Origin of the sequence: Streptococcus sp. NSJ-72 (assembly GCF_014334035.1) — a bacterium.
Classification (GTDB): Bacteria; Bacillota; Bacilli; order Lactobacillales; family Streptococcaceae; genus Streptococcus; species Streptococcus constellatus.
On sequence record NZ_CP060489.1, the window covers coordinates 1,880,079 to 1,906,402 of the forward strand.

35 protein-coding genes and 1 pseudogene are annotated in these 26,324 nt (G+C 37.6%); 15 read left to right on the plus strand and 21 right to left on the minus strand.

Features of this window, described 5'->3' with window-relative positions; all coding sequences use genetic code 11:
• Positions 1–38: 38 nt before the first annotated feature.
• The 15 genes from H8787_RS09240 to H8787_RS09310 form a co-directional block, all read right to left on the minus strand.
• Positions 39–497 carry a Spy0128 family protein gene (locus H8787_RS09240; protein WP_187327915.1) on the minus strand — a complete coding sequence of 153 codons (459 nt, stop codon included), beginning with the start codon at positions 495–497 and terminating at the stop codon, positions 39–41.
• Between the two features lie 98 nt (positions 498–595).
• The gene (locus H8787_RS09245) at positions 596–1,342 is read right to left on the minus strand and encodes a collagen binding domain-containing protein (RefSeq protein ID WP_115263559.1); all 747 of its coding nucleotides are present in this window, start codon (positions 1,340–1,342) and stop codon (positions 596–598) included.
• A 297-nt stretch (positions 1,343–1,639) separates the two neighbouring features.
• Positions 1,640–2,077: an SP_0198 family lipoprotein gene (locus H8787_RS09250; protein WP_003071462.1), complete on the minus strand. Its 438-nt coding sequence runs from the start codon at positions 2,075–2,077 to the stop codon at positions 1,640–1,642.
• 48 nt (positions 2,078–2,125) lie between these two features.
• A complete protein-coding gene (locus H8787_RS09255) occupies positions 2,126–3,370 on the minus strand; it encodes a bifunctional folylpolyglutamate synthase/dihydrofolate synthase (RefSeq protein WP_187327916.1) in 1,245 nt (414 codons plus the stop codon).
• 200 nt (positions 3,371–3,570) lie between these two features.
• Positions 3,571–3,882: a DUF1292 domain-containing protein gene (locus H8787_RS09260; protein WP_003027765.1), complete on the minus strand. Its 312-nt coding sequence runs from the start codon at positions 3,880–3,882 to the stop codon at positions 3,571–3,573.
• Positions 3,883–3,899: 17 nt separating this feature from the next.
• Positions 3,900–4,319 carry a Holliday junction resolvase RuvX gene (gene ruvX / locus H8787_RS09265; protein WP_003071469.1) on the minus strand — a complete coding sequence of 140 codons (420 nt, stop codon included), beginning with the start codon at positions 4,317–4,319 and terminating at the stop codon, positions 3,900–3,902.
• Complete coding sequence (locus H8787_RS09270) at positions 4,319–4,585, minus strand: IreB family regulatory phosphoprotein (protein WP_009569646.1); 267 nt, start codon at positions 4,583–4,585, stop codon at positions 4,319–4,321. Before H8787_RS09270 ends, ruvX begins: the two co-directional genes overlap by 1 nt.
• 123 nt (positions 4,586–4,708) lie before the next feature.
• Entirely contained in the window at positions 4,709–5,266 is a 558-nt protein-coding gene (locus H8787_RS09275; RefSeq protein ID WP_003071476.1) for an SP0191 family lipoprotein, read from the minus strand.
• 104 nt (positions 5,267–5,370) lie between these two features.
• A complete protein-coding gene (locus H8787_RS09280) occupies positions 5,371–5,940 on the minus strand; it encodes an SP0191 family lipoprotein (protein WP_037598406.1) in 570 nt (189 codons plus the stop codon).
• Between the two features lie 84 nt (positions 5,941–6,024).
• A complete protein-coding gene (spx, locus tag H8787_RS09285) occupies positions 6,025–6,423 on the minus strand; it encodes a transcriptional regulator Spx (RefSeq protein ID WP_003026638.1) in 399 nt (132 codons plus the stop codon).
• A gap of 86 nt (positions 6,424–6,509) precedes the next feature.
• Positions 6,510–7,655, minus strand: coding sequence for a recombinase RecA (recA, locus tag H8787_RS09290; protein ID WP_006269775.1), 1,146 nt, complete (start codon positions 7,653–7,655; stop codon positions 6,510–6,512).
• A gap of 48 nt (positions 7,656–7,703) precedes the next feature.
• Positions 7,704–8,972: a competence/damage-inducible protein A gene (locus H8787_RS09295; protein ID WP_187327917.1), complete on the minus strand. Its 1,269-nt coding sequence runs from the start codon at positions 8,970–8,972 to the stop codon at positions 7,704–7,706.
• A 155-nt stretch (positions 8,973–9,127) separates the two neighbouring features.
• On the minus strand, positions 9,128–9,757 hold the full coding sequence (locus tag H8787_RS09300; RefSeq protein ID WP_006269784.1) for an ABC transporter ATP-binding protein: 630 nt from the start codon (positions 9,755–9,757) through the stop codon (positions 9,128–9,130).
• Positions 9,754–11,763, minus strand: a complete 2,010-nt coding sequence (locus H8787_RS09305) for an ABC transporter permease (RefSeq protein ID WP_187327918.1) — start codon at positions 11,761–11,763, stop codon at positions 9,754–9,756. The genes H8787_RS09300 and H8787_RS09305 overlap by 4 nt, the downstream gene beginning before the upstream one ends.
• Positions 11,764–11,860: 97 nt before the next feature.
• On the minus strand, positions 11,861–12,130 hold the full coding sequence (locus tag H8787_RS09310; protein WP_020998096.1) for a hypothetical protein: 270 nt from the start codon (positions 12,128–12,130) through the stop codon (positions 11,861–11,863).
• A gap of 382 nt (positions 12,131–12,512) precedes the next feature.
• Here H8787_RS09310 and H8787_RS09315 point away from each other — a divergent pair, with 382 nt between their 5' ends.
• Positions 12,513–13,367: an Rgg/GadR/MutR family transcriptional regulator gene (locus H8787_RS09315; RefSeq protein WP_187327919.1), complete on the plus strand. Its 855-nt coding sequence runs from the start codon at positions 12,513–12,515 to the stop codon at positions 13,365–13,367.
• A gap of 160 nt (positions 13,368–13,527) precedes the next feature.
• Positions 13,528–13,941, plus strand: coding sequence for an EamA family transporter (locus H8787_RS09320; RefSeq protein WP_006269778.1), 414 nt, complete (start codon positions 13,528–13,530; stop codon positions 13,939–13,941).
• A 137-nt stretch (positions 13,942–14,078) separates the two neighbouring features.
• On the opposite strand, the gene H8787_RS09325 is transcribed toward H8787_RS09320, so the two are convergent.
• The gene (locus H8787_RS09325) at positions 14,079–14,642 is read right to left on the minus strand and encodes a DNA-3-methyladenine glycosylase I (RefSeq protein ID WP_187327920.1); all 564 of its coding nucleotides are present in this window, start codon (positions 14,640–14,642) and stop codon (positions 14,079–14,081) included.
• Positions 14,643–14,652: 10 nt separating this feature from the next.
• On the minus strand, positions 14,653–15,243 hold the full coding sequence (ruvA, locus tag H8787_RS09330) for a Holliday junction branch migration protein RuvA (RefSeq protein ID WP_006269179.1): 591 nt from the start codon (positions 15,241–15,243) through the stop codon (positions 14,653–14,655).
• A 161-nt stretch (positions 15,244–15,404) separates the two neighbouring features.
• Here ruvA and H8787_RS09335 point away from each other — a divergent pair, with 161 nt between their 5' ends.
• A complete protein-coding gene (locus H8787_RS09335; protein ID WP_187327921.1) occupies positions 15,405–15,914 on the plus strand; it encodes a helix-turn-helix domain-containing protein in 510 nt (169 codons plus the stop codon).
• A gap of 328 nt (positions 15,915–16,242) precedes the next feature.
• On the opposite strand, the gene mutL is transcribed toward H8787_RS09335, so the two are convergent.
• The 4 genes and pseudogenes from mutL to H8787_RS09355 form a co-directional block, all read right to left on the minus strand.
• Complete coding sequence (mutL, locus tag H8787_RS09340) at positions 16,243–18,189, minus strand: DNA mismatch repair endonuclease MutL (protein ID WP_187327922.1); 1,947 nt, start codon at positions 18,187–18,189, stop codon at positions 16,243–16,245.
• A gap of 94 nt (positions 18,190–18,283) precedes the next feature.
• A complete protein-coding gene (locus H8787_RS09345) occupies positions 18,284–19,429 on the minus strand; it encodes a tyrosine-type recombinase/integrase (protein ID WP_187327923.1) in 1,146 nt (381 codons plus the stop codon).
• A gap of 207 nt (positions 19,430–19,636) precedes the next feature.
• Positions 19,637–19,879, minus strand: a pseudogene (locus tag H8787_RS09350) (cell filamentation protein Fic); the annotation flags it as partial.
• 117 nt (positions 19,880–19,996) lie between these two features.
• Positions 19,997–20,770, minus strand: coding sequence for a helix-turn-helix domain-containing protein (locus tag H8787_RS09355; RefSeq protein ID WP_151621201.1), 774 nt, complete (start codon positions 20,768–20,770; stop codon positions 19,997–19,999).
• Between the two features lie 163 nt (positions 20,771–20,933).
• Between H8787_RS09355 and H8787_RS09360 the strand changes: the two genes are divergently transcribed.
• From H8787_RS09360 to H8787_RS09415, 12 genes are all read left to right on the plus strand, one after another.
• Complete coding sequence (locus tag H8787_RS09360) at positions 20,934–21,131, plus strand: helix-turn-helix domain-containing protein (protein ID WP_151621203.1); 198 nt, start codon at positions 20,934–20,936, stop codon at positions 21,129–21,131.
• A gap of 14 nt (positions 21,132–21,145) precedes the next feature.
• Positions 21,146–21,553, plus strand: coding sequence for a hypothetical protein (locus tag H8787_RS09365; protein WP_062198896.1), 408 nt, complete (start codon positions 21,146–21,148; stop codon positions 21,551–21,553).
• 16 nt (positions 21,554–21,569) lie between these two features.
• The gene (locus H8787_RS09370) at positions 21,570–22,184 is read left to right on the plus strand and encodes a Rha family transcriptional regulator (RefSeq protein ID WP_187327924.1); all 615 of its coding nucleotides are present in this window, start codon (positions 21,570–21,572) and stop codon (positions 22,182–22,184) included.
• A 4-nt stretch (positions 22,185–22,188) separates the two neighbouring features.
• Entirely contained in the window at positions 22,189–22,356 is a 168-nt protein-coding gene (locus H8787_RS09375) for a hypothetical protein (protein ID WP_003075312.1), read from the plus strand.
• A gap of 342 nt (positions 22,357–22,698) precedes the next feature.
• The gene (locus tag H8787_RS09380; protein WP_003027794.1) at positions 22,699–22,977 is read left to right on the plus strand and encodes a hypothetical protein; all 279 of its coding nucleotides are present in this window, start codon (positions 22,699–22,701) and stop codon (positions 22,975–22,977) included.
• Positions 22,974–23,150: a hypothetical protein gene (locus H8787_RS09385; protein ID WP_162885539.1), complete on the plus strand. Its 177-nt coding sequence runs from the start codon at positions 22,974–22,976 to the stop codon at positions 23,148–23,150. Before H8787_RS09380 ends, H8787_RS09385 begins: the two co-directional genes overlap by 4 nt.
• A complete protein-coding gene (locus H8787_RS09390) occupies positions 23,140–23,376 on the plus strand; it encodes a hypothetical protein (RefSeq protein ID WP_070484729.1) in 237 nt (78 codons plus the stop codon). Before H8787_RS09385 ends, H8787_RS09390 begins: the two co-directional genes overlap by 11 nt.
• A complete protein-coding gene (locus tag H8787_RS09395; protein WP_049508844.1) occupies positions 23,373–23,723 on the plus strand; it encodes a hypothetical protein in 351 nt (116 codons plus the stop codon). The genes H8787_RS09390 and H8787_RS09395 overlap by 4 nt, the downstream gene beginning before the upstream one ends.
• Positions 23,704–23,985 carry a hypothetical protein gene (locus H8787_RS09400; protein ID WP_016670425.1) on the plus strand — a complete coding sequence of 94 codons (282 nt, stop codon included), beginning with the start codon at positions 23,704–23,706 and terminating at the stop codon, positions 23,983–23,985. Before H8787_RS09395 ends, H8787_RS09400 begins: the two co-directional genes overlap by 20 nt.
• Before the next feature lie 2 nt (positions 23,986–23,987).
• Positions 23,988–24,341, plus strand: coding sequence for a head-tail adaptor protein (locus H8787_RS09405; RefSeq protein WP_049508842.1), 354 nt, complete (start codon positions 23,988–23,990; stop codon positions 24,339–24,341).
• Positions 24,342–24,372: 31 nt separating this feature from the next.
• Entirely contained in the window at positions 24,373–25,191 is an 819-nt protein-coding gene (locus H8787_RS09410) for a DnaD domain protein (protein ID WP_187327925.1), read from the plus strand.
• 15 nt (positions 25,192–25,206) lie between these two features.
• Positions 25,207–26,031 carry an ATP-binding protein gene (locus H8787_RS09415; RefSeq protein ID WP_187327926.1) on the plus strand — a complete coding sequence of 275 codons (825 nt, stop codon included), beginning with the start codon at positions 25,207–25,209 and terminating at the stop codon, positions 26,029–26,031.
• Positions 26,032–26,324 lie beyond the last annotated feature (293 nt).

A 26,324-nucleotide genomic window follows, 5' to 3' on the forward strand; every position in this document is an offset into this window, starting at 1 on the left:
AATAAAAAAGGGAACCTAATTAGACTCTCCATTTCTCATTAGGTTTCCACCTCTAGACTTATTTTTTTCTTGATGAAGTAAACTGCACCCACTAACAATATCATATCCATAAAGATTGCTAAGTAATGAACAGCTGTTCCTGTTTTAGGCAAACCTTTCTTCGGCGGTGTTGCTGGTAGGGTATAGCTATTTTCAAAAGCTTTAACATCCTGATCATATCGACCTTTAGTTTCTAGTATACGCGAACTATTGTCTGTAACAGTCACTGTTACTTTGATCACTTTTTTATCATAGATTACACCTTGAAGTTTCGTATCTTTTTCAGTAATCATATAATGATATGTTCCCACTTTCGTGTACTCAATAGTATCGAAAATCACATCACCATTAACAGCATTTTTCTTGACTTGGTGGACATTATCCTCTGTGCCTTTGAGTTCAAACTCAAATTCACCTGCCTTTAAATCACGTCCAATTAATAATTTCTTAACTTTCAATTGACCTCAACCAATCCTCATTTATTGAGAACTTCCAAATCATAAGTCTTCTCATTATTAAACTTATCCGGAGTAATCTTAAACTTTCGTTTAAATGGCTAATATCCAGCCGGAGCTTTTATTTCTTTAATTTTATAAGTATCTTTTAATAGATTCAGACTTGTTACTTCCCCTGCACTATCTGTGATAAATTCCCCAACTGTAGTACCGTTGCGATCTCGTATAACCCTAAAGATAGCTCCCGTTAAAGGCATGCCAGAAACTTCATCCTTTTTATGCAGCGTGATTGAGTAAACATAACCTTCTGCATTTCCGCTTGCTTCTCTGTAAGTAGTCTTCACTATGGAATTTATGATTTTTATTTTACTTGACCAAAGTGAAGCAATATTTTCAACAATTTCTCCATTCTGTAAATTATAGTTTGCTTTAGCTTTATAGTTAATACGATAACCTTCTCCTGCTTTGATATGACCTAAATCAACCGAAAATTGTGAGTCAGATATGAAATTGATTGTAAATTGTTCCGTGACATTTATTTTATTCTTCAATACCCAACGATTATTTACAATCACCCACTTACCTTTTTCAATTTTGAAACTGTTCTTAATATAAGAAATTTTAGGAGTACTCAGAATGTCTGTTACTTTGGCATCAGAAATCTCTTTACCAGACTGATTAATAGAAATGTGATAACTGATAATCTTATCTGTTTTATAGCTACCTGATTTTGTAAGATCTATCTTTTTAACTTGTCTTCCCCCTTCAAAATCCACCTTTCCTACTGGTACTGTATTTCGATTTACCGTAAGTTGAAAAAATTCTCTCTCGCTGTTCGTTTTTATCACCTATTACACTTCAAAAAGTTAGTCAAATTCTCTTCCCTCATCTTCTTATTTCTAAATTTTTTCTGAAATACTAAACTTTTTTCATTCTCACATAACTCCAGTATAGAGAATCACTAGCGAGCGCAGATAAAATCCACGAAGCGAACAATTTATAAACCATTTGGAGCGGTGGGTAAAACAAACACAATTTAAAGCAGTGGTTATAAAAACTGATGAAATATCTGAACTCAACCTCCTACATTTGCAAGCTACTATTTAGTTTTTCTATTAAGAGTCATTGCTCCAATATCAAATAAGTTATTGCTTCGTTAAAACAACCGTATCATTTTCGCCGTTTTCTTGCTCAATATCCTCAATTGTCAACTGATTGCCATTAATCATATAACGCTCAATGTCGTCACCAATCGTCATTCGCTGATTTGTTGGATCAATGCTCACTTGTTTTACTTCTTTCTTACCATTTGGCTCTTCTTCTGTCCACGTGCCACTGTTTCCCTTGATAACCAAAGTGATCTCATCTTCTTCGTCCATACCTTTATAAGTACCGTCTAATTTTTCTACCGAATTTTCTGCAATAGTTGACGAAGTGCTGCTCTCACTTGAGACTGTAGTTGATTGACTGCTTGAGATAGATTGAGATGATGATGAAGTTTGATTAGACTTGGCACACGATGTCAAAATGATAAGCCCTATTAGAAAAAATGTGGCATAGCCAAGTTTCTTTAATTGTACCATTTGATTCCCTCCTTTTTTGATTACATTTCTATTCTACTATTTCTCGTTTCAAGCAGTCAATTCTTTCTCCAAAAGAAAAGCACGAACTTCTGCAATGAAATAAAGAGAACCTGTCACAAAAAGAAGCTGACTATCAGTAGATTTTTTAATGAATTGTTCAATAAACTCCCGATAAGAGGAAACATAGGTTTCAGTTGTCAGATTCCGCTTGTCTATTGCACCGTCATCCTCAAATGTCGTTATCGTCAACCGCACATCTGGCAATTCTTGTTTTAGATAAGACAGCATTCCCTGATAATTTTTACGTTTCAAAGCACCGAATAAAAGAAAAATTTCTTTTTGTTCTTGCTGGCGAATAAACTCCACCAAACGTGACAAAGCGGGTAAATTGTGAGCCCCGTCCAAATAAATTCCTCTCTCAAAACATTCCAGTCTCCCTGCCCAATGGGTCTCTTGCAAAGCCTTGCGTATCCATTTTACTTGTGGTTGCCAATTTTGCTGTTTCATGAATAAAAGAAAACTTTGCAAAGCAACAGCTGCATTTTCTTCCTGATAAGTACCTTTGAGATCCAGCTGTAAACCAACTATCATTTTATCTTGATTAGAAAATTGTCCTTTTGAAAATGAAAAATCCCTACCGTATTCATACAAAACAACTCCCAACTCATCTGCGCGCAATTCGCAGACCCTCCTGGCTTCTTCAGCCAGCGGCCCGATAACAGCTCGTTCCTTTTTCTTGAAAATCCCCGCTTTCTGCTCAGCAATTGCTACTATGGAGTCTCCTAATGTTTCTTGATGATCCAATCCTACAGACGTTACAACCGCAACATCTCCTATCACTACATTTGTTGCATCTAAAAGTCCACCAATTCCCACCTCAATTAAAGCCACATCTACCTGCTCTTCTTCGAAATACAATAAAGCTATGAGTGTTAAAATTTCAAAATAAGATAATGGATCTTGTGTCTGCAAAAGTTGCCTTTCCATTGCTTGAATACGGCGCCCAATTCTAACAAAATCCTTGTCAGAGATTGGTTTATGATTGACACAAATCCGATCATAAATGCTCACCATATGAGGTGACGTAAAGGTTCCCACCTTCTTTTTATGCTCTGCAAATAATTGACTCATAAAAGCAATGCTTGAGCCTTTTCCGTTCGTTCCTGTCACATGAATAATGGGATAATTTTCTTCCGGATGATCCAAAAGACTTATAGCCTGCCTCATTCGCTCTAAACCAGAGCGAAAATTTAAACCAATGCGGCTCTCTAGCCACGTTTCAATTTCATTCATATTCTTCTCCCAGCAAAAAGGGAGTGAAACAGAACCAGACTTTGGTTCATGTCACACCCCACAATTCACTTGAATGGCTGGAACTCTTGCTCCACATGGGAATTAACCAACCACTCATTCGTATACCATAAAAATAACTATTCACACAGCCTTTCAATCTCTTCATTGTTTGTAATACGAAAAGCTAGTGTACGCAATTTTTATTCTTCCATAAAGCTATTGAAAACTTCTTCAATCATATCCCATTCAGCATCTGAATCTTCTGGAATTGGTTGGAGGTCACCCTCGGTTCCGTCTTCATTTTCAGTAAACGAGTAGGCTTGAATTTCTACCTCGCCATTTTCATCTTCTTCTGCGCTAGCTGGAATCAATAGAACGTAGTTTTTCCCAAATTCTTCTTTTCCATCAATGGTCAAGAGAATTTCAAACAAAGTTTCGTTTCCCTGCTCATCCACTAAAGTAATTAGTTCACGTTCTTCGTGTTCATGGTCATGGTTATGATCGTGTGCCATGTTTTCTCCTTTATTTATTAAAAATTTCGATCTAAATAATTTTGTAATATAAGCTGCGCTGCGAGCTTATCAATCACTTTTTTTCGCTTCTTTCTGCTCACATCCGCTTGCTCAATCAACATTCTCTCCGCAGCTACTGTTGTTAGGCGCTCATCTTGGTATTCAACTGGCAAATGAAATAGCTGCTCAATCTTAGTCCCATAAGCCTGACTTGCTTCTACACGTGGTCCGCTTGTATTGTTCATATTCTTAGGAAGACCCACAACAAACTTGTCCACCTTATATTCTTGGACAAGTTCAGTCAAACGCTCAAAACCAAATTCTTCTTGTTCTTCATTGATGGGAATAATTTCAAGCCCTTGAGCTGTAAAACCAAGTGGGTCACTAATTGCAACACCAACTGTTTTTGAACCAACATCTAACCCCATAATTCTCATTAGAGATCAATGCCTTGTCCTTTCAAATAATAACGAACTAATTCTTCTACAATCTCATCACGTTCATATTTACGAATTTGATTTCGTGCATTATTATAGCGAGGTACATACGCAGGATCACCACTAAGCACGTATCCTACGATTTGGTTGATTGGGTTATAGCCCTTTTCATTCAGCGACACATAGACATCTTTCAATGTTTCACTAATCTCTTTTTTGTTTGAATCATCAAGATTAAAACGTACTGTCTCATCTGTAAATCCCACAATTACACCTTCTTTCACTAGAATACCCATATTATAGCACATTTCAAGACTTTTCACAAATGAAAGGGGTTGAAAAAAGCTGAATAAATTTCAGCTTTTTTTGTTTCATATACACCTATAAAATCATGGATTTGCAACTTCTTTAGCACCAGCTGCTTTGACAGATTCAATATATTGTTTAGGTGTTAAATTTTTGATAGTTGAAAACATAGAGCCATATGTATCCAGTTTTGATGCTTCATCAAGGTTGATTTTGCTCATATCAATATTGATTGCAACTTTAATAATATAGTCTTTTGTAATGTCTGTTTTAACATCAACACCGCCCAAAGACTTAAATTTATCCAATCCTGCAGCCTTTTCAAAAGCAGAAATCAAGTGCGGCTTAGTGCTTTCTAAATCTTGACCCGCTAATGCACTCTTCATATTTTCAGGAAGTATTTGTTCAAGATTTATCACAAACTTCTTAAAGGTTTTTCCTTCATAAGAAATAGTTTGCGTAAGTGTTTGTTCAATCCCTTGGACAGTCTGTTTTTGTTGAAAAGACTTGGTCACAACAGAATCCTTTTTCACAACACTCGAACCAGTCTTACTATCCCCTGACTGATTCTGACCGGATTTTTGACCACAAGCTGTGAGCAGCAACAAACTTGCTCCTAACAAAACAACCGATTTTCTCATAAAAATATCCTCCTTGTATTTTAGAGCTTTATAAGAATAGTATACCATCTTTTGTAAGCGTTGTCAAAAAGAGCCGTCTAAAAAATCAATTCATGTTTAACAAGTTATTGATTGACTTCCGTTGCACCACTGGCAATCTGATCTTCAACATATTCTTTTGGTTTCATTTTTAAAAATTCTTTTAATTTCATATTCTTTAAATACTCAGTATTTGCGGCTTTATTAACATCCAAAACTTGAAAATCAAACGTATGAGTTCGCTTCAATTCTTGCTCATTTATAATTTCCAAAGAGGTTGAAAAGCCTTGCAAATTTTTTGCTTGTGTAAATTTTTCATCTTCAGCCAAAGATTTTTCCAATAATTTTTGCGCCTCAGCAACTCCAACCTCAGCAACCACCTTTTTTAATTCTTCTTTCATCGGCAAAATTTGTTCAATCGTTAAACCTAAAAATTGGTTCCCTTTGTAAGTAATTGTTTGCGTTTGCTGAACTCCCTCAGCTGTTTTTGGAAACGATAATTTTTTCGTCACAACCGTTTCTTTTTCAGCATTTGCAATAACTGGCAACGTACTATCAATAGATTGTTTGCTTGCTTTTGATTTTGTTTCTTTCTTTTGACCACAGCCTACTAAGACTGTAAGAATAATGGTTAATAAAATTAGGCTTCTTTTCATAGATTAACTCCTCCTCATTCTTTATTTTATCATATTTTTAATATCAATAAACATTGAAATAAAAAAGAGTGGAAATCCCACTCTTTACAAGGCCGCGCGTAAACGCGCTTCTGTATTTTCAACATTACGAACCGAGCGAGGTAGGAATGCACGAATATCATCTTCTTTGTATCCTACTTGAAGACGTTTATCATCTACTAAAATAGGACTTTTCAAAATACGTGGCGTTTCCATAATCAAATCAATCACTTCACTCACACTCAATTCTTCGATATCTACGCCTAAACCTTTTGCATAACGATTTTTTGAAGACACAATACTTGCAACCCCATTTTCAGTTTTTGTTAGAATATCTAACAATTCTTCTTTTGTAATCCCTTCTTTACCAAGATTTTGTTCTTTATAAGTTAACTGGTGAGCATTGAGCCATGTTTTTGCTTTTTTACAACTAGTGCAACTTGAGACAGTATAAATTGTAATCATGTAAGTACTCCTTTCGCCACACGGTACTATTATCATACTATATTATACCATAAAATCCCTCCGTCTTACGACCTATTTTAAAAAAATTATTCCTCAATCTCAATCGCATCGTCCAAGTCTAGAGTCACTTCCTCTACTTTGTTTGCTGATTTAATTGCTTCTGCATTTTTTTCATCTTCAGTATCATTCTCAATCAAACCATAGTGAACTCGAACCTTGTGATCAATTTCATCAAAAATTTCTGGATGATCTGCTAAGTATTTCTTAGCATTTTCAGACCCTTGCCCAATCTTTTCATCATTGTAAGAATACCACGCGCCCGCTTTTTTGATAATATCTAGGTCTGTTGCAATCTTGATGAGCTCACCTGTTTTGGAAATTCCTTCACCATACATGATTTCCACAAAGGCTTCTTTAAATGGCGGAGCCACCTTGTTTTTCACAACCTTAATTTTGGTTTCCTTACCGACATTAGTGTCCTTTTCATCACCAGTTCCCTTGATTTGAGTATTGCCACGGACATCCAGACGGACAGAAGCATAAAATTTAAGAGCTCGACCGCCCGGTGTTGTTTCTGGATTTCCAAACATAATACCAACTTTTTCACGTAGTTGGTTGATGAAGATCGCAATTGTCTTCGTTTTATTAATAGAAGCAGATAGTTTACGCATAGCTTGACTCATCATACGCGCTTGCAAACCAACATGGCTATCTCCGATATCACCATCAATTTCAGCACGCGGTACAAGAGCTGCCACAGAGTCTATGACCACCAAATCTACTGCACCAGAATCAATCAGTTTCCCAGCAATTTCTAGTCCTTGCTCGCCAGAATCTGGTTGAGAAAGGAGTAATTCGTCAATATTAACCCCAAGAGCTTGCGCATACGCCGGATCCAGAGCGTGCTCAGCATCAATAAAGGCCGCAATTCCGCCTTCTTTCTGAGCCTGAGCAACAGCATGGAGGGCCACTGTCGTCTTACCAGATGATTCTGGTCCATAGATTTCAATAATCCGACCTTTTGGATACCCTCCTGCACCAAGTGCAATATCTAACGCCAAGCTACCTGAGCTCATAACTTGAACTTTTTGTTCAGCGCGCTCACCCAAACGCATAATCGCCCCTTTACCAAAATCTTTTTCGATATTTTTAAGTGCATTATCTAACGCTTTTTGACGTTCCTCACCAAATTTCTTTGAAATTTCTTCTAATTTTTTTTGTTTTTTCGCCATTTATTTCTCCTGTATAGTGATAAATTAATTTTCTCGACTATCTAATTATTATAGCATATTTTCGTTTTTTAATAAAGTTTTTCGTAACTGATTGAAAGCATGCAGAACAGCTATTTTTCGTACATCAGTCCGACTACGACCGGCAATATTAACCTTAAAAGATTGTACATTCTCTGTGGTTGCTAAGCCAATATAAACTGTCCCTGCCGGATATCCTTCTAAGCTGTCTGGACCTGCCACACCCGTCAAACTCACTGCATAGTCACTGGCAGTCAATTTTCTGGCCTGCTCAGCCATTTTCTTTGCTGTAAAAGCAGAAACAACTCCATGTTTTTCCAAGTCTGCCAAAGGAATGTCCAGCATGCGGCTCTTTTCCTCCATACTGTAAGTGACAAAGCCACCACTAAAGACATTAGAGGCTCCAGAAAAGTTTGCCAAAGTTGCTTGAAAAAGGCCTGCAGTCAAACTTTCGGCTGCTGTAACAGTCTTGCCTGCTCTCCTCAACAATTCAAAAGTTGTCTGCGCTAGAGAATTATCATCTCCATAAGCATAGAAAAGGTCCACTAAACGTTGTTTCTCAAAAGTCTGTACAGCTAAAATTTTCTTTTCCAAATAAGCAAACTTAGTATCTGCTTCTTTTTGACTGCTAGCCTTTGTGGACAATCGCAATGTCACCTCTCCCGTCTTAGCATAAGGAGCAATGGTCGGATCGATCTGAGCATCAATTAAATCTCCTAAAAGAGTTACTAATTGACTTTCACCAATGCCAAAGAAGCGCAAAACTCTTGAATACAATTTTTGATCCGTTGCTAAAATCGGAATCAGCTCATTGTTCACCATAGGTTTTAATTCACTAGGTGGACCAGGCAGAACAACATAAGTTACACCACTTACTTCAATCACGCCCCCCACCGCAAGTCCGGTTTCGTTTTGTAGAGAAGTCGAATCTTCCACTATCTGAGCTTGCCGCTCATTATTTGGTGTTCGAACATAGTCCAGTCGACTCGCGAAGAAACGATCTAATTTTTCCATAGCTACTTGGTCAAAGACCAACCTGCGATTTAAAAATTTTGCCAACACCTGCTTGGTCAAGTCGTCTTCTGTTGGATCCAAGCCACCACAAAGAATGACAAGATCGCTCCGTTTCTTTGCAATTTCCAAAATAGATAAAAGACGATTTTCATTGTCACCGACAGCAGTCTGAAAATAGACATCAATCCCTAGACTCGCTAACTTTTCCGATAAAAATTGAGCATTCGTATTGACAATTTGCCCGGTCAGAATTTCAGTACCTACAGCAATAATTTCTGCTTTCATAGAACCTCCTATCTTACTATTCGCAATTTGGTCTTATTTTATCATAAAAAAGATTAAAATTTGTTAATAAAACAATTTTCAAGTTGCTCAGCATATCATCTATAGTATCTTGACAAACAAAAAGAGACATAGCCTCTTTTTGTTTGTCAATCAATCTAATATGACTGTTCTAATGAGCCACTAATCTGTGTGATATCAACGACCTGATCAACTCGTTCAAAAACATTTGGATCATGCGTCGCAAAAATAACCACAGTGTCTGATGCAACTAAACTAAGCAACAAATCAATAATTGATTTTCCTGTTTGCTGGTCAAGAGCACCTGTCGGCTCATCTGCCAAAATGACTTTCGCTTTTTTTAATAATAATCGCGCAATTGAAACCCGTTGAGCTTGACCACCGGAAAGCTCATAAATTTTGGACTTCATGACAGACTCATTTAGTCCAACCTGTTTTAAAGCTATCAGAATTTCTGATTTACCCGCCAATAGTTTCAAGTTGTCGAAAACTGTTTCTTCTTCCACCAAAGCATAATTTTGAAAGACATAGCCCAGATAATGTTTAAAATAATCTTTTTCCTTCATTTTCCAAATATCTTGCTTATTGAGCAAAATTCTGCCTTGATCTGGTTTTTCTAAACGAGCAATTGCATTTAACAATGTTGTCTTTCCAGAACCCGAAAGCCCAACTAAAGCATAGGATTGATTCCTTTCAAAATGTAGATTGACATGGCTGTAGACGGTTTTTCGTCCATATTTTTTCGCTAAATTTTCTATCTCAATCATAGTATTTCAAAATCTCCTTTTATAATCTGAACACGATTTTTTCTGACGTTCATTAAAGCAAAGTAAGACATAGCAGTTATCTCAAACGCATAAAGAACTCCTACTAAACCAACTACTAGGAAACTACCTTTCATCACTAAAATTGTCAATGCACTGATGAATAAAATGCCTGCTATCAATGGCAGTAAAGACTGAAAAATTTCTAGATAGCTACTTGCTCCTAACAAACTTTGTAAAGAAATCTTTTTCGCTTTTTGTTTCATGCGAGTGGTAATATATTCATAAATAATAAAGAACTGCGCCAAGACTAACATCAGTAGAGCAGTAATCGTCCCTGTCAGTTGGCTAACAATGTTTTCACGAGCTAATAATAGTTGCTCTGAAATATTTGTCATACTAGAAAAATGAGTCAAACCAGCTTGGCTAATCTTTTCTTTTATCCATTTCTGTTTAAAAGCTCCTTTTGTTGCAAGAACTGTATAATAGTTATCAAAAGCTGCATCTGCTGGTAGATTGTGAAAATTGATTTGCACTAAAATCTTGTTCACTACTTCTTGTTTAGCCAATAATTCATCTGGACCGTCTTTATGGTTAAAAAGAAAAGTCTTCTGTCCATCAGGAATTTCTACGATTTGAAAATCCTCAGCTTTTAAAGCTGAATATCGGAAGTGCTCATAGTTAATTATCTTACGAACATTGTCTATGTGAGCCATCTGACTTTTTGGAATATAGATAACACCTAAGCTTTCTTTCGGTGCTTGCCCATACTTATTTTGAGGATACAATTTTTTATTTTTATTCATCAATCCTGTATTGACATAGAACAATGTTTCTGCAATTTTACTATCGACACCATTTCTTACCAGCTCCTGCTTAAATTCTTCCGGAGCGTGCTTAGTTCGATCTGGGCTAAGGCTAGATTGCTCTGAATAAAGCCAGCCATCTGTCCCAAAAGATTGAATCAATTGTCTATGCTTCGCAGCATTTTCTTTTATAAATGTTGAATCAATTTGATGATTTTCATCAGTATGAGTAGCGGTATTTTCAAACCAAGTGATCGCAGCATAATCTTGAGCTATTTTCCAATTTCCCAAAACGGCTATTTCTTGGGCAGATTTGGAAATGGTTTTAACACTTTCCGATGCAGTCACGCCAAAGATAAAGCAAGATAGCAACATTCCAAAAAGCCAGATATAAAGCACTAACGGATTTGATTTTTTATTCTTCAAGACAGTTACAGCTCCCATAAGGCGAACATTTAAAGCAAAAAGTAGATTGACAAGTAAGCTAATAACCATCAAAATAAAGAGATTGAGAAATAGTAATAAGCTAAACGTCTTAACATAAACATTTACCATACTACCTTGCCATAAAACAAAAAGTAGCCACACAAGGATTCCTGTGCTAATCAAAATAGTAGAATCCAACCAAAGTGAACGCCGAAATTCTCTATCAAAAAGCCCCAGACTGCGCTGAATCATAGCTTTTTTAACATAAAGCATTTTGACTGCAAAAAGAAGCACAGCAAAAACAAAAAATAAAGTCCAAACTGCCAGAGAGCGTAAATTCATAAATAGAAAGTTGATTGGCACTAAGTACCACGGAAGGTCTGCTCCTGTGTAAGTCAAGCCAAATCGCTGCAATTCTGTTTTTAATTCTGTCGGTAGCGCCTTACTAGAATAATACATACCAGTCGCGGTACTTGCTGCCAAGACTCCTCGATCCGTGATATAAGATTGATTTTTGCGCTGTATCTTTCCAAAAACAAATGTAGCTTGCTGACCACTTTTATCTAAAAAAGGACGATAAATAGTTAATTGCTTTTTATCTGCAATTTCCTGTATTTTATCAAAAATTTGGTTTTTATCAACCTCACTAGAGCCCGTCAATGAAAAAGCTGCCTGCGCAGGATAAGGAATGTCGTTCCCAAATTCTTTAACAGCACCTAAAGATAAAAATGATATTAGTAAGACAAATAAAGAAAGAACGGTTAGCCGCCACTTCATACAAGACTCCTTTACAACAAAAAACAAGGAGGGAAAAACTGAAATTCTACTATGCAGGCATTTCCCTCCACGATAAGTTTATTAAATCGTATGACTATTAGAATTCATACCAAGAATAAAATGACTTTGCTTGAATCCATGACCAATGTTTTGTAGCTCCTGAATTTGCCCAGCCATAATTTGATTTGGCATAGTCTTTTACATTTCCCCATATATCGGTCACAGATGAGCCGCTTCCAAGACGGATTGGTGCTTCTAAATAATAATGCGAGTAGGCCCATCCATTTGATGTTACACCATAATTCCAAGTATCCTTATAAGTAGGATGAGGATGCTGGGTATCTGCCGAGACCCCACCTCCAGCCAAAGGACTAAGAGTAAGGGCAAGAGCACCAATAAGTGCTAATTTCGTAAATTTATTTGAACTATTTGATATGGTTTCCTCCTTTATATATATGATATATCAAATATTGTCTTAACTAGTATAGACTTCCATTTGATGAAAATATCATAACGTGTTATTTCCTAATTTGAATGAAATGTAAACATAATTCACACCTTACTTATTAAAATAGCCAGATACTTGGATACAGTAACAAAAGTATCATCAATTGTAAACAAGCTGTTCTCATATTCTCCCTCCGTTTCTTTATAAATTTTCACTTCTATGTTATAATATTTGAAATCACTTTTTTGAAAACGCTAACTTTTTTCGCACTATATTATTCTGAGAGGTTTGTAGGTTTGTTATGAAGTATGATTTCGGAGCTGTTTATAAAGAAATTCGCAAATCAAAAGGTTTATCGCAAGCAGATGTATGCGGAGAGGTTCTATCCCGAACAACTCTGGCTAAATTTGAAAGCGGGAAGGCTACTCCCAAATACGAAAATATGGAATTTTTACTACGTCAAATCAATATGAGTTTTGAAGAGTTTGAGTATATCTGTCACGTCTATAACCCTAGCCCCAGAAGTATCATATTTAACAAAGCTTTAAATATAAGCTCTATTAGTGGCACACAAGATTTAGAAGAGCTACAAGAACTCTGTGAAAGATATCTTCGTAAGGAATACGATTTACCAATTAAGCATATTCATGATTTGTTAAAACTTTTCATTTCTATTAGAAAAAACGGAGTTAAAACATTAACAGATGAAACAATCTCTATCACCAAGCAGTTTTGGAATTATTTAGAAAAAGAAGATACTTGGTATAAAAATGATTTTAGGATTCTAGTATCTATTTTACATCATTTTTCGATGGATACCCTACATTTGATTACTGATAAAATTTTGGAAAATTCAGAGAAATATAAAGACTATAAAAATTTTCAAAACGATCGCTTAACTCTTCTCTCAAATTTAGCAGGAATCTATTTGCACCATAATGAATTTCACCAATGTGAAAAAATTGTCACACTAGCTTTAGAGACTGCACAAAAGTTAAAGAGGTATGATGCTTTAGCTTTATGTAATATTCGATTAGGAATTTGTCAAAATAATAATAAATTAATCAAAAAAGGATTGGTCTTATTAGAAATCACAGATGAACTGGATTTATTACAAGATATGAAACACGAAATCAACCATTTCCACAGGTCTTAGCTTGTGGTTTTTTATCAACTAGGTTCAAATTCTTCCCATATTTTAATTTATACAAAGAAAAACCAGACAGTTCTTGCTGCCTGAGTTTCCTTGGTTTACTTGTGTTAGATAGAATCAAATGTGATAAAATAAAAGAATAAAACTTTAAGGGGCTTCCATTATGTGGGCAATTTTTGCATTTTTTTCTGCTTTGTTTGCAGCACTGACATCTATCTTAGCTAAAATTGGGATTGCTGGGGTTAATTCTAATCTAGCAACAGCTATTCGGACAGTAGTCGTCGTTTTGATGGCTTGGGGTATAGTTTTTTTAACTAAAGGACAAATTGGTTTAGCTAACATCAGTAAGAAAAACTGGATTTTTCTGATTTTATCAGGCCTAGCAACAGGCGCTTCTTGGCTTTGTTACTACCGAGCATTGCAAGAAGGAGAAGCCTCCAAGGTCGCTCCTATTGATAAGCTTAGTGTTGTTCTCACGCTCATCCTTGCTTTTATCTTTCTCCACGAAGATTTTACTATGAAATCCTTAATTGGCACCATCTTGATTACCATTGGAACCTTAATCATGGTTTTGTAGCGTTCGGCATATTAAAGACAGTTTTTTCTCTAAACTGTCTTTTACGTTATTCAACTGTCATCTTTTGATTCCATTTTATTGTATGTTTAGTGAGAATATAGTACAAATTTAGCAATATTGGTAAATGCTTTTATGCCTTATTTTTTAGGATTCCATTCACAACTTGTTTCATGATCATTGACCAATCCTGCTGCCTGCATGAAAGAATAGACACAAACAGGACCGACAAACTTGAAGCCTCGTTGCTTCATATCTTTAGCTATTTTTTCGGACAGGGAAGTTTTAGACGGAGCAAGTCTGTAATCCTTGACAGAATTGTCAATCGGTGTAAATCCAACAAAAGACCAGAGATAATGATCAAAACTACCGTATTGTTCTTGAACAGCCAAAAAAGCTTGGGCATTGGCTCTGGTCGCATAGAGCTTCATCTTATTACGGATAATATCCGGATTGTCCAAAAGACCATCCAAGTCTGCATCTGTCATCTGAGCAATTTTCTGCGCGTCATAGAAATGAAAGGCCTCCCGAAAAGCCTGACGTTTATTCAAAATGGTCTCCCACGAAAGTCCCGCCTGATAGGTCTCCATGCAAAGCAGTTCAAATAACTTCCAATCATCATGAAGGGGTCGACCCCACTCTTCATCGTGGTAGGCTACATACAAGGGGTTGTTCATTTTTACCCAACCACAACGTTTAGTCATATCCTCACTCCTATTTCACCAACATCTTGAGAGCTGACTTGATGTAGTTTTCAGCTGTATCTGTCGTGCCTTCAAAGAATTTCTTGATTTTCTTGAGTTCAGCAGCCCTGTAGCCCAGAGCCAGCATGGCTTCCATGGCTTCTTCCAACTCCTGATTATCTGCAGTCTGGACGGAAACCTTGCTTTCCGCTGGCGCACCTGTTGCTACCACTTTACCTTCCAAGTCCAACACCATCTGCTGGGCTGTCTTTTTGCCTATCTTGGGAAACTTGGTCAGATAGGTGATGTTTTTCTGCTCAATGGCTTGCACCAATCCAGCATTATCATCGGCTGCGATTATCGCAAGAGCAGAAACGGGGCCAATACCAGAAACCGAAATCAAATTGAGAAAAAGCTGTTTTTCATCTTCTGTGCCAAAACCGTAGAGGAGCTGGGCATCCTCTCTAACCACCTGATGAACAAAAACTTGAATCTCCTGATTGACCTGACCTGAATAGGCATAGGGATTTGCCACATGCAGGATATAGCCAATTTGCCCCACCTCCACTACAATATATTTGGCTGTGATTTTACTTAAAATTCCTTTAAAATATTCGTACATGACTTCTCCTTTTCAACCCTTTTAGTATATCATATTCTGAGCGCAGAAACTGCAAATAAAAGCGCAACCTCCGGTTGACAAAAAGGAAAGCTGGCTATATGTTCAAGTTCTCTCAATCATGGTACAATACAAGTAGAGAAATATGAAAGGAGATTTAGCAAATGCAAATCAATAAACGAATTTTTGAACTGCGAAAGGAAAGAGGCTGGTCTCAGGATCAACTGGCGGAAAAGGTCAATGTCTCCCGGCAGAGCATCTCCAAGTGGGAATCTGCTCAGGCCCTGCCGGAAATCGAGAAGGTCATCGAACTGAGCAAAATCTTTCAGGTGACGACGGATTATCTGCTACTGGATCAGGCAGATGAGAAAGAAGCCAGATCCAAGTGGACTACTTCGGAAAGCGAGGGCTATCAACAGGAGGTCAGAAGCTTTGGTCTGGTCAACGTCCTCTATATCCTCTTTCTGGCCATCACCCTCTTCTTTTTCGCAGGAGGACTCTATCTTCCCTGGAATCCATCCCTCATCTTTTTCCTCTTCTTTCTATCTGCCGGCGCAGCCTTAGCCTGCAAGAGGTATCTGACCATCAAGAAAACTTACTTGGATCAGATAACTAACTTTAGAGTAGAAAGTGCTGAACATCAAGAACCCCGTTCCTATAGCCAAACATCTTAAATCACTGCTGAAACTCACTTACAGATAAAATCTTAAAAACAGAAGCTGAGACAAAAGTGCTCAGCTTCTTTTGTTTATATAGTCAGAATTATAAGACGCAGTGGTTTGAAGAAGCTCTAGTGACTTTAGTCAATGTAGAGTTTCCCATGCACAATTGATTAGGCACTTTAGTGCCAATCAATCACTGCTGAGTGGACTCTAATACGTTGATAACTCAACTTTTCCAGTCCTTTTGACCCAAGTTTCACTTGACTTTATTTCCAGCCTCGAAGGGTTCCCCAAACCTTTCATCGTCCCACTCTCTGTTTTAGAGTTTCTATAAATAGTTTCAATACTTGCCCAATTCTCGCAAGCTGGTGTGGTTTTCCTGAATGCGACGGAACATTTTTTCCATATCAGATTTGGTAAAGTTTACCAAAACTGGACGACCGTGAGGGCAATTGTAGGGATTGTCACATTGCGATAACTGGAAGATCAAATCACGTGCCGAATCATTATCTAAGCTATGATTGGCCTTAATAGAGCGTTTGCAACTCATCATAATCGCTAGTTCAGCTCGGTATTTCTTGATAGAAACTTCCTTGGTAAGGAGCAGCATATCACACATTTCATAGATACCCGACTCGATTTCCTCTTCCTTCATCCAGATAGGGTATTCCCTCAGAATAAACTGATTGCTGCCGTATTCGTCCAAGAAAACTCCGACTTCTTCCAGCAGATTCATCCGCTGCTTGAGCCGCAACATATCGTCCGCTGGAAATTCAAAGATATAGGGAACCAAAAGTTGCTGCTGACTGTCATCCACATCACCGATTTTTTCCCGATAATACTCATATTTGACTCGCTCCTGCGCTGCATGCTGGTCGATAATATAGAGACCACCATTTCCTTGTGCAAAGAGGTACGTGCCGTGCATTTGCCCGAAATATTCCAGTTCTGGAAAAGTTGAAGTTTCTTCTCCATCTAACTTATCTAAAGCTCTTTCTAAGCTTGATTGATCCAGTTCTGGATGATCTAGTTGATCGTAAGAAGGAGTTTGCCTTGCTGCAAATTTGACAGAAACTGCTCTGGAAGCAAGCATATCTGTATCAGTATGCTGCTGATCAAATGTAGCATTTTCCTCAAAAGAAAGATTGCTTTCTGATACTTGAGGTCTAACAAAAAAGTCATTTCTCTCTTTGTCATAATAGAGTCGGTTTTCTTTGAGCGGAAGGCTCGTCTGCTCCGACTTATTTGCTCTGTTAATGGTTGATTTTGCTAAATTCTCCAAAGCATCCGGAATCAAATCCTGTTCTTTTAAACTCGCAGCAATAGCTTGCGAAATCAAGACCATCAGTTCTCGCTCCTTGGAAATCCGCACTTCTTGCTTGGTCGGATGAACATTAACATCCGCAAGGTAAGGATCAATCTGGATAGCAATCACAGCAATCGGGAATCGCCCAACCATGAGCTTACTACCGTAACCATCAAGAATAGCTCGATTGAGCAGGAAATTCTTGATGTAACGACCATTGATGAGAATGGTGATGTAGTTACGATTGGCACGTGTCAACTCTGGTAGGCTAATATAGCCTGATACTTCAAAATCCAGATTAGAAGCTGAAATTTCAATCATTTTTTTTGCTGTTGTTAATCCATAGATACCAGCAATTGCTTGACGCAAATTTCTTGTTCCTGCTGTCCGAGTCAACTCTTTACCATCATTGAGCAAGATAAAAGCGACTTCTGGATGAGCTAAGCTCAAACGGTTAATCATATCTACAATGTGAGATAGTTCTGCTTGCTGACTTTTCATATATTTCAAGCGAGCAGGCGTGTTGAAAAAAAGGTCTTCCACTTTGATTTTGGTACCCTTAGGGCAACTACTTGGTTCCACAGTTTCAATTTCTCCCCCCTGAGCAATTAAACGCGTCCCATGTGTTCCACCATTTGTCGCAGTTTCAATTGTCAAGCGTGAAACAGAAGCAATAGACGGAAGCGCTTCACCACGAAAGCCTAAAGTCCGAATCCGAAAAAGATCGGCTTGCTTCTTAATTTTACTCGTTGCGTGCCGCCGCAAAGCCAAGGAAACCTCCTCATGCTCAATTCCTTCACCATTATCGATGACTTGAATACTCTTGAGCCCTGCTTCTTCAATCTCAACTATAATTTGAGTGGCACCAGCATCAATGGAATTCTCTATCAACTCCTTGACCACGCTGCTAGGTCGCTCGATGACCTCACCAGCCGCAATCTGATTAGCAAGATTTTCTGGTAATTCTATAATTTTTGACATAGTTTTTGGTTTTACCCTTTCTAAACGTTGATTTAATAAGGTTCTGATGATGTTTACAACTATCAAAAACACAATTTGTTCACCTTTTTGTGGACTAAAGGGAGCTAATAGCTTTCTCAAAGTAAGCTACTGCTTCTTTTTCTTTGTCTCTTGATAGGTGGCTGTAGATGTCTAAGGTCATTGTAATATTAGCATGACCTAATCGATATTGTAATTCTTTGTATGAGATACCAGCATTCAGCAATAAACTAGCGTGAGTATGGCGGAAAGCGTGAAAGGTAAAGCGAGGGATACCTGCTTCTTTGCAACGGGTATCTAAAGCACTTTGCCTGATTGCCAAATCAAAATATTCTCTTGTAGGGGTGGCAAAGACAACAGACGGAGCACGCGCCCCAGTCTCGAAAAATAGCTGGCGTTGCCTATTCTTGTATAAGCGCAGCATATTGACCGTTTTCTTGTCTATGCTAATAGTTCGATTGGCTGACTTGGTCTTGGCTGTACTAACTGCCTTTAAGCCTTTGTTATACGTTTTATTTACGGTGATTGTACTCTTATCAAGGTCTATGTCAGTCCATTCTAAGGCGCAGGCTTCACCGATCCGTAATCCTGTAGACAAGAGCAAATGATAGAGGACATACTCATAATACAAACCATAACGCTTGTACTGCTTCTTTTCTAGATTATCAAGAAAAGCCTTCAAATCATCTGGAGCAATAAACTTTACCTTGTTATCAGCCTTCTTTTGTCTTCTAGGAAGTATAATATCTCTAGCTGGGTTATTAGTGACAAGCTGCAGCAATATTCCTTGCTGAAAAATCCTCCTGATGATTGACCGTATTGTCACAAAGTTTTCAAAATATCTTGATAACTGATTGATAAAAACTTGTATATCACTAGCCGTTATCTTGTCAAGTTGTCTGTTCCCAAAAACTGGGTAAATATGGGTTCTTAGATTGCTCAATGTCGCCTCATAGGTTTGAGGCTTAACGGTCAGCTTATAGCTTTCTAGCCATATATCAGCCAGCTCTTGAAAATTCTTGACCGTAACTGCCTTTTGAATGGTTGAACCATTCAGTTTAAAATCTATCTGGGCTTGTTGAGCTTTTGATTTAACCTCTTTTCTTGTTCGTCCTGTTACGCTGGTTTTTACTTTCTTACCTGTTACCTGGTCAACACCGAGATAAACACTAGCACGGTATACAGTTGTACCGTTTTTCTTTTTGACTTCTGTTATTCTCATGATATCCCTTTCTATCAGCAGGCAAGCCGTAAGGGTTTTAGATTCGGTTTATATCATGCAAGGAGCTACGAAAACACCCCTATTTTCGTTTGTTTTATGTAAGACGGTAAATTATACCAGAAAAGAAAACAAGCGCTTAAAATGCGTTTTATGAGGTTATTTGCCAATCAGCCCTTTAAGCTCTTTCTCAAAGTCTGAATTTATCTTTTGGGTTTTATCAGCAATTGCACCGTGTTTTGTGGTTATTTCCATTTTGGAAACAACCACTTTTTCTTCTAATTCTCCCTCTTCAAAGATATTTTTTAAGTGCTTACTAATGGCGGGAACACCAACATCAAACAGCCTAGCCATTTCTTTCTGACTAGCCCAGATAGTTTCCCCGCGTATAATAACGCTAGCTGTTTCTTGGTTGTTATCTGCTGAATAGATTAAAAATTGTAATTCGTTCATGGCTTCCTTTCTGTTGGTGTTTTAAAAATTAGATTTTAAGATGTTTGATTTGCTGAACTCCGAGCGAACCCCGAGAAATCACGCGCAGCATGATCGTTGAACATCGTGGTGCGTGGGTTAGTCTTCCTTTGCATTAATAAAAGAAATTTTAGAACTAAAGACATCGTCCCCAACTCTAGGTGAGTTTTTTATATATGTTTCAAAAGACAGTTTCATAATTGTATTCTCTTTATGAATATCAACAACTACAGGTATCCTGGTTTTAAACCCAAAAACAACAATCTCTACAAATACCATTGAATTTAAGAATAAATCAAGTTCGTTTATTTTTGTGTAATATTTTAACCAATTTGATATAACGCTTTGAATTAAATTTATAATCGCTTCATTATTGAGCCTTGAGAGAAATTTATTTATATCAGAAGTATCTTCAGCTTTATTTTGTTGATTAGCTCTAAAAAAAGCTAGGTTTACTATTAGCAATTTCTTTTCCTGTTCTATCGGAGACACTATAAGAGAGAACGGTTTTGTTTTGTTTTGGTGATCTACCACTTGGCAATTATATAAAAAAGCTTCACTAGGTTTTATATTTACAGAACCGTCATCATTTTGACTATTATGAATCGTTGAATTTTCTACTGTTTCTAAGTTATCAAAGTTTAATACTTCCTGAAAATAAAATAATATCTCTCTGTCAGTAATAGTAAAAAAATCTGAAATAGGAATATTGAAGAAATCCAGAAGAGTTTCGAGTGTATCGAACTGAATTCCTTTACTATCGTTATTTAAGAGAGAGGTTAGAGTTGGGCGGGATAAGCCTGTTTCCATTGATAATTTGTTAATACTCAGTTTATTTTTTTCGAGTAATTCTTTTAAGTTTGTTTTTATCATAGGTATTCTCCTTACTAACCTATTTTACATCACGATGTTTTTTTTTTCAACGATTTGTAAATATTACTTGACAGTTATTTTGTTTTTTTGTAAACTGTAAACAACAGCTTACAAAAAAACATCAAAGTTGTAAATATAGAATTACAACAAGGAGGGTAAAACTTTGAAAAATAATCTTAGAATTATTTTAGCAAAGCAACGCAAGAAAGTTTCAGACGTTCACGAAGCTACGGGTGTTTCTAAAACCACTTTGACAGCTTTGTACTATGAACGTACCAAAAACCCTGAAACAGAAACCTTGCTAAAAGTTGCGAAATATCTGGGCGTCACTATAGACGAACTACTTACACCAGAAGAATAGAAAGGAGGTAGGCCGTGGCAAAACAACCATTTACCCAAGAAACACTCTATAAGCTCTATGAAGATAACGGAGTTATCACTTTGGATCTTATCGCTGAAGCTTTGCCGACGTGGACGCTTGCAGACATCAAGCAGCGGCTTTCAGGTTGGCGATATCGAAAAGCTATTGACTATAAGTTAGAAGATGATGAGCTGATAGATTTTGAATTTTTGAGAAATAAAAAAGCCCAACAAGTAGAAATTACAGAAGGGCATAGACTCAAATTAGACTTACTTTTTCGGCAAGTTCTCGCAACTTCTGAAATTATCGAAAAAAGCACTGCCAAAGCGAGCGACCGCAACAAAGCAATGGAACTGCAACAAAAAGCAATGCGGGCAATCCCTGACGCTGTTTTTAAAGAGCTATCAGAAGTTTACGAGTAAGAAAGGCAGGCGCAACATGGAATTAGTCTACATGGACGGCAAAAAAGAGCCGTATACACTTTCAAGCATTATTGCAGAATGTGCAGAGGTAAAACATAGGCATTTGAAAATCTTACTGAATAAGCACCGAGCAGACTTTGAGAAGTTCGGAAAGGTGACATTTAAAATTTCACCTTCAGAGGCTGGGCAAAATGTACGTGACTATATTCTGAATGAGCAGCAGGCTACGTTGCTAATCACTTACTTACGTAACACCGAGCCAGTTAAAGAATTCAAAACAAACCTAGTCAAAGCATTCTTTGAAATGCGGGACGAGGTGGCGGCGTTTCGCTATCAGAGGGCTTTAGAAAAGCCTAAACGAAAAACCTTACACGACAGTATAGAGACATGGCTAGTTGCTCCTAAGCACGCTCACAGTACAATGAACAATCTTTTACTGAAAGGTGCTAGCGGTATGAATAAGCGCCAACTTATGGCAGTGCGTGGTGGCTATAATGGCATTGATAGCCTAACCAGTACCGAGCTAGCCAGATATCAAGACTTAGAAGATATGGCTATTGCTATGATTAAGCTAGGCATGACTTATCAGGAAATAAAATCCATGGTCTTTAGACCACAACAAGGAGGATAAAAAAATGTATCTATCAAACGAACAAGAAAAAGCTCATCTATACGCTATGATCGACCTTGCAGACAATGCTATTTTACAAGGTGATAAAAAACAAGCACTAACTAGCCTTTATTTTATCAAAACAGGGCTTGAAAATATTTTAAAAGATAACGATAACTCAAAAGCTGAATAAGCAGCAAGCGCTAGAATCGATTTTAAGCTGATTTTCGCCAATAAGATATAGCCAAAATCAACTTGAAATGTCTCAAGGGTATAATTATATCCCTAACCGTTTCAACCGCTCAAAACGCTTATTAGAGTGCTTAAAAACAGAATAAAACAAAAAGGCTTAACCAACCGACCAAGTAGGAAGCCTTTCACACAAATACTAAAACAATACAGCAGGCAAGCCGTAAGGGTTTTAGTAAAGATTTATAGCTAGATTATACCATATCTAGGACATTTTGACCATACGGAGGGCGCTAACCCTTAAAAAGGGCATAAATACAAGAAAATCCAAAAGGGGTAAAACACCATGACGAAAACAACAACTGTATTATTGAGCACTGAAAAACTAATCGACTTAGGCAGCGAACTAACTGACATCATGAACAGCTTAGAAATGAATAACTTAACTCTAGAAGCCTTAGAGATAACGCAAAAAGTGGATACAGCGACCTTTAACTGGATAGCTAAGAAATATATTGAGACTGCTTATGCACAAAACGAAAAACTTTGCCAAAGACTAGACAAAATTGCCTTTCTGCTATTAAACAATGACAAACCCAAGGAACTGGAGGCATTAAACAAATGAGCGAACTACTAGGCGCAATTTTAACGCTACTACTTTTCTTTCTTGCTGGTATTTGTACTCAACTGTTTAATGCTTGGGCGATTGCTTACAAGCGGAGGGGCTACATCACTAAAAAACAGCTAAGAAAAATTGAAAAATGGCTAGAGGCTATGGAGGCAGAACATGGCAGATAAAAAAGAGTTTGACCTTGCAAATGAAAGAGCTAAGAACTTTGGTATTTGGCTAGAAGAAGCCTATCAGACTATGTTAGATTTTTCTCTAGAAAATAAATTTGATTGCTACAATGCCGAGGAACAAAAGCAATTAGAACAAGTTTTAGAGACTTTGATGGATTTTTGTGATATGTGGGAGAAAGGCCAGATTATCCTAGTCAGCGAAGAAAGAGAGATGAGCAAATGACACAAACTACATTACCAGAAAACTATAAGCGTGTGCTGAAACTTATCAAAGTAGGCGCTGAAAACCCAACTACAGGATCGGAGATAGGGCTTATTTTGAAGCTAGATGAACGAACGGTACAAAGTATTATCAGTCGCTTAATCACGAGCTACGGCATTCCTATTATCGGTATCAGACACGGCTTTAATCGAGGTTATTTTATACCTGCGAATAAGTCAGAACTGCTAGACGGTGCAAAGGCTTTTTACAACCAAGTACAGAAAGAACAAAAGCGTCTAAGTGTACTGTTAAATGCCGACCTTGTAAGTTATAAGGAGTTGTTAGATTATGGCGTTACTAAGCAATGAAACAGAAACAAGCCTAAAAATGGAACTGCTGGAAACAGTCGACAAATACCTTAAGACACGGGATAAGGCGCTACCTCATATCACAGGACTTATGACAGCCCAGCAGGTTATGACTGAGTTAGACATAAAATATAAGACCCTGCAGCGCTGGGAAAAGGCAGGGCTAAGACGATATCAGCCACCACTAGAGGACACTCGAAAAGTGTTTTACAGGGTGAGTGATATATTGCTATTTTTAGGAGTAAACAATGAAAGGTGGTAAAAATGAATACTAGAAAAATGAACACACGCATTACAATCTTTGAGAAAATCGGAGGGCAAAACGAAGACGGAGAAGTCATTGACGGCGTCCGTAAAGATGTTTATAGCTGCTGGGCAGAAGTGCAACGAACTTCTGTAAAGGACTTTAAAGCAGGCAGCAGAACATCTACGGACAATCAAAATTCCTTGGAATCAGTTCAGGATATAAAAGTATTCCTTATCCGTTATCTTCCTAATGTTCCATTTGATAACTCTATGTACCTTGAATTTAATGGATTTGAATATCGCATTGTAGAAATAGAAATTGATTATGCCAGTAAAGAAATCATCATGATTAAGGCCGTTAGGATTTCATGATAGGGAAGAAAGACAGAAAGGAATTGATAGAATGGCTAAAACTAAAATCTATTTTTGGCTGAAAGTTGATAAAAAGTTTTTTGATAATATTTTTATAAAACGACTTAAAAACATGCCTGGTGGCTATACTATGACGGTTATTTATATCCGTTTAATGCTGGAAAGTTTGGAAAGTGATTGTATATTGTACTACGAGAGATACTTTAACGAGTTAACCGAAGAACTAGCCTTAAAATTAGATGTTTCCGAAGACGATATACAAATGACTATGGCTTATTTTACAAAATGCGGTCTAATCCAAATAGACGGGGATAAAAACGCTGAATTGCTTCAAGCTAAAGCTATGATACAGCAAGAAACTGATCAAGCTGCTTACATGCGAGAATATCGCAAAAATAAACGTTTAAAAATGGGCAAATCTTACAACGTAAGAAATAAACCTAACAACGTTGAAAAGTGTAAGACAGAGATAGAGTTAGAGAAAGAGATAGAGATAGAGTTAGAAGAAGAAGCAGAGATAGAGAAAAAAGATTCTTCTGCTCCTGCTTCTTCTGCTGCCGAAATCTCTAACTACTACCAATCACGTATAGGGATTATAGACGGACAACAGTATCAGATATTGACCGACTATCTCACTCTTGACGGTATGGAGCTAGAGGTTATCAAGACTGCCATAGACAAGGCTGCAGATAACAGCAAGCGATCTTTTAGCTATATCAATTCAATACTGAAGAACTGGCGACAGAACGGTATTAAAACCATGACACAAGTTGAAGATGAACAGAGACAGTTTCATCAAAAGAAACAAGGTCAGTCTGATGACGATATTCAAGACCCGTTTATCTACTGACGGAGAGGAGAATCAATGGAATTACTGAATACAGAGCAGCTAAACGAAAAAATAAAGGTGACTGACGAGCTTTGCCCAACTCATCAGATTAACCTGGTACAATTCAAAAAGCCAGATGGTTATACATCACCCTACTGCATGGAATGTACTAGGGAGAACATTAAACAGACAGAGCTAGAGGGCATAGAAAAAGCCCTAGGGCATGATCTGGACTCTTCAACCTATGATGTGCTAGCGCGTGAAAGTACGGTGTCAAATGAGCTGAAAAATGCCACTTTTAGCACGTTCAAAGCAACCACCAAAGAGGAACACGAAGCCAAAGAATTTGCTATCAAGCAAGCTAACCAGTATCTAAACGGTATGACGGGGAACACGCTAATTATGGGCAAGCCAGGCACTGGTAAAAGCCATTTATGCTATTCCATGGCCAAAGCTATCAACGAGGGCTATAAGGCTAAGAATGAGCCTAAGAGCGTCCTCTTTGTCAGTATTGCTGAAATCGTCACGCGCATTCAGTCAGGCTGGCAGTATAGGCAGAGTGATTTTACAGAGTATGACGCCTTGAAGCTACTGACCGAGGTTGACTATCTCTTTATTGACGATCTAGGCTCAGAAAGCGTTATGAATAGCCGAAAAGATGAGGCTAATAACTGGGTACAGACCTTTCTTTTCAAAATCTTTGACAAGCGAGAAACAACTATCGTCAACACAAATCATACTGGTAAAGAGCTAGCACAAATCTACAATCCTAAGCTAATCAGTCGGATTGGGAAGCAGTCAGAGGGGAATGTGTTCACTATGACAGACATAACAGATAAACGAATGAAGCGGAATTTTTAACTAGAGAAAGTGAGGAAGCTATGACAGAGCCAAGTATACTTTGAACAGGCAGATCACGTACTGGAAGAACTCAATCGTAAACATAGTGACTTCATGGCCGATACAACACCGATAGAACTTGTAGATATGCCTAAACTGATTGAACTAGGCTAGAAGCTCTAGACAGAAGACACCAGCATAAACGCCTATGAGTTATACAAACATCCTGAAGCGCGTGTAAAATTATTCGCCCAAATCGCAGAAGCCTACTTCTTGCTGATTGCAGATAGTGCGCCGATACCAGTACAGTCAAC

Coding starts and splice junctions, on each gene's coding strand:
- H8787_RS09250 (WP_003071462.1), bottom strand. CDS start 2,077: ATGGTACAATTAAAGAAACTTGGCTATGCCACATTTTTTCTAATAGGG.
- H8787_RS09255 (WP_187327916.1), bottom strand. CDS start 3,370: ATGAATGAAATTGAAACGTGGCTAGAGAGCCGCATTGGTTTAAATTTT.
- H8787_RS09260 (WP_003027765.1), bottom strand. CDS start 3,882: ATGGCACACGATCATAACCATGACCATGAACACGAAGAACGTGAACTA.
- ruvX (WP_003071469.1), bottom strand. CDS start 4,319: ATGAGAATTATGGGGTTAGATGTTGGTTCAAAAACAGTTGGTGTTGCA.
- H8787_RS09275 (WP_003071476.1), bottom strand. CDS start 5,266: ATGAGAAAATCGGTTGTTTTGTTAGGAGCAAGTTTGTTGCTGCTCACA.
- H8787_RS09280 (WP_037598406.1), bottom strand. CDS start 5,940: ATGAAAAGAAGCCTAATTTTATTAACCATTATTCTTACAGTCTTAGTA.
- spx (WP_003026638.1), bottom strand. CDS start 6,423: ATGATTACAATTTATACTGTCTCAAGTTGCACTAGTTGTAAAAAAGCA.
- recA (WP_006269775.1), bottom strand. CDS start 7,655: ATGGCGAAAAAACAAAAAAAATTAGAAGAAATTTCAAAGAAATTTGGT.
- H8787_RS09295 (WP_187327917.1), bottom strand. CDS start 8,972: ATGAAAGCAGAAATTATTGCTGTAGGTACTGAAATTCTGACCGGGCAA.
- H8787_RS09300 (WP_006269784.1), bottom strand. CDS start 9,757: ATGATTGAGATAGAAAATTTAGCGAAAAAATATGGACGAAAAACCGTC.
- H8787_RS09305 (WP_187327918.1), bottom strand. CDS start 11,763: ATGAAGTGGCGGCTAACCGTTCTTTCTTTATTTGTCTTACTAATATCA.
- H8787_RS09315 (WP_187327919.1), top strand. CDS start 12,513: ATGAAGTATGATTTCGGAGCTGTTTATAAAGAAATTCGCAAATCAAAA.
- H8787_RS09320 (WP_006269778.1), top strand. CDS start 13,528: ATGTGGGCAATTTTTGCATTTTTTTCTGCTTTGTTTGCAGCACTGACA.
- H8787_RS09325 (WP_187327920.1), bottom strand. CDS start 14,642: ATGACTAAACGTTGTGGTTGGGTAAAAATGAACAACCCCTTGTATGTA.
- ruvA (WP_006269179.1), bottom strand. CDS start 15,243: ATGTACGAATATTTTAAAGGAATTTTAAGTAAAATCACAGCCAAATAT.
- H8787_RS09335 (WP_187327921.1), top strand. CDS start 15,405: ATGCAAATCAATAAACGAATTTTTGAACTGCGAAAGGAAAGAGGCTGG.
- mutL (WP_187327922.1), bottom strand. CDS start 18,189: ATGTCAAAAATTATAGAATTACCAGAAAATCTTGCTAATCAGATTGCG.
- H8787_RS09345 (WP_187327923.1), bottom strand. CDS start 19,429: ATGAGAATAACAGAAGTCAAAAAGAAAAACGGTACAACTGTATACCGT.
- H8787_RS09355 (WP_151621201.1), bottom strand. CDS start 20,770: ATGATAAAAACAAACTTAAAAGAATTACTCGAAAAAAATAAACTGAGT.
- H8787_RS09370 (WP_187327924.1), top strand. CDS start 21,570: ATGGAATTAGTCTACATGGACGGCAAAAAAGAGCCGTATACACTTTCA.
- H8787_RS09375 (WP_003075312.1), top strand. CDS start 22,189: ATGTATCTATCAAACGAACAAGAAAAAGCTCATCTATACGCTATGATC.
- H8787_RS09380 (WP_003027794.1), top strand. CDS start 22,699: ATGACGAAAACAACAACTGTATTATTGAGCACTGAAAAACTAATCGAC.
- H8787_RS09385 (WP_162885539.1), top strand. CDS start 22,974: ATGAGCGAACTACTAGGCGCAATTTTAACGCTACTACTTTTCTTTCTT.
- H8787_RS09390 (WP_070484729.1), top strand. CDS start 23,140: ATGGCAGATAAAAAAGAGTTTGACCTTGCAAATGAAAGAGCTAAGAAC.
- H8787_RS09395 (WP_049508844.1), top strand. CDS start 23,373: ATGACACAAACTACATTACCAGAAAACTATAAGCGTGTGCTGAAACTT.
- H8787_RS09400 (WP_016670425.1), top strand. CDS start 23,704: ATGGCGTTACTAAGCAATGAAACAGAAACAAGCCTAAAAATGGAACTG.
- H8787_RS09405 (WP_049508842.1), top strand. CDS start 23,988: ATGAATACTAGAAAAATGAACACACGCATTACAATCTTTGAGAAAATC.
- H8787_RS09410 (WP_187327925.1), top strand. CDS start 24,373: ATGGCTAAAACTAAAATCTATTTTTGGCTGAAAGTTGATAAAAAGTTT.
- H8787_RS09415 (WP_187327926.1), top strand. CDS start 25,207: ATGGAATTACTGAATACAGAGCAGCTAAACGAAAAAATAAAGGTGACT.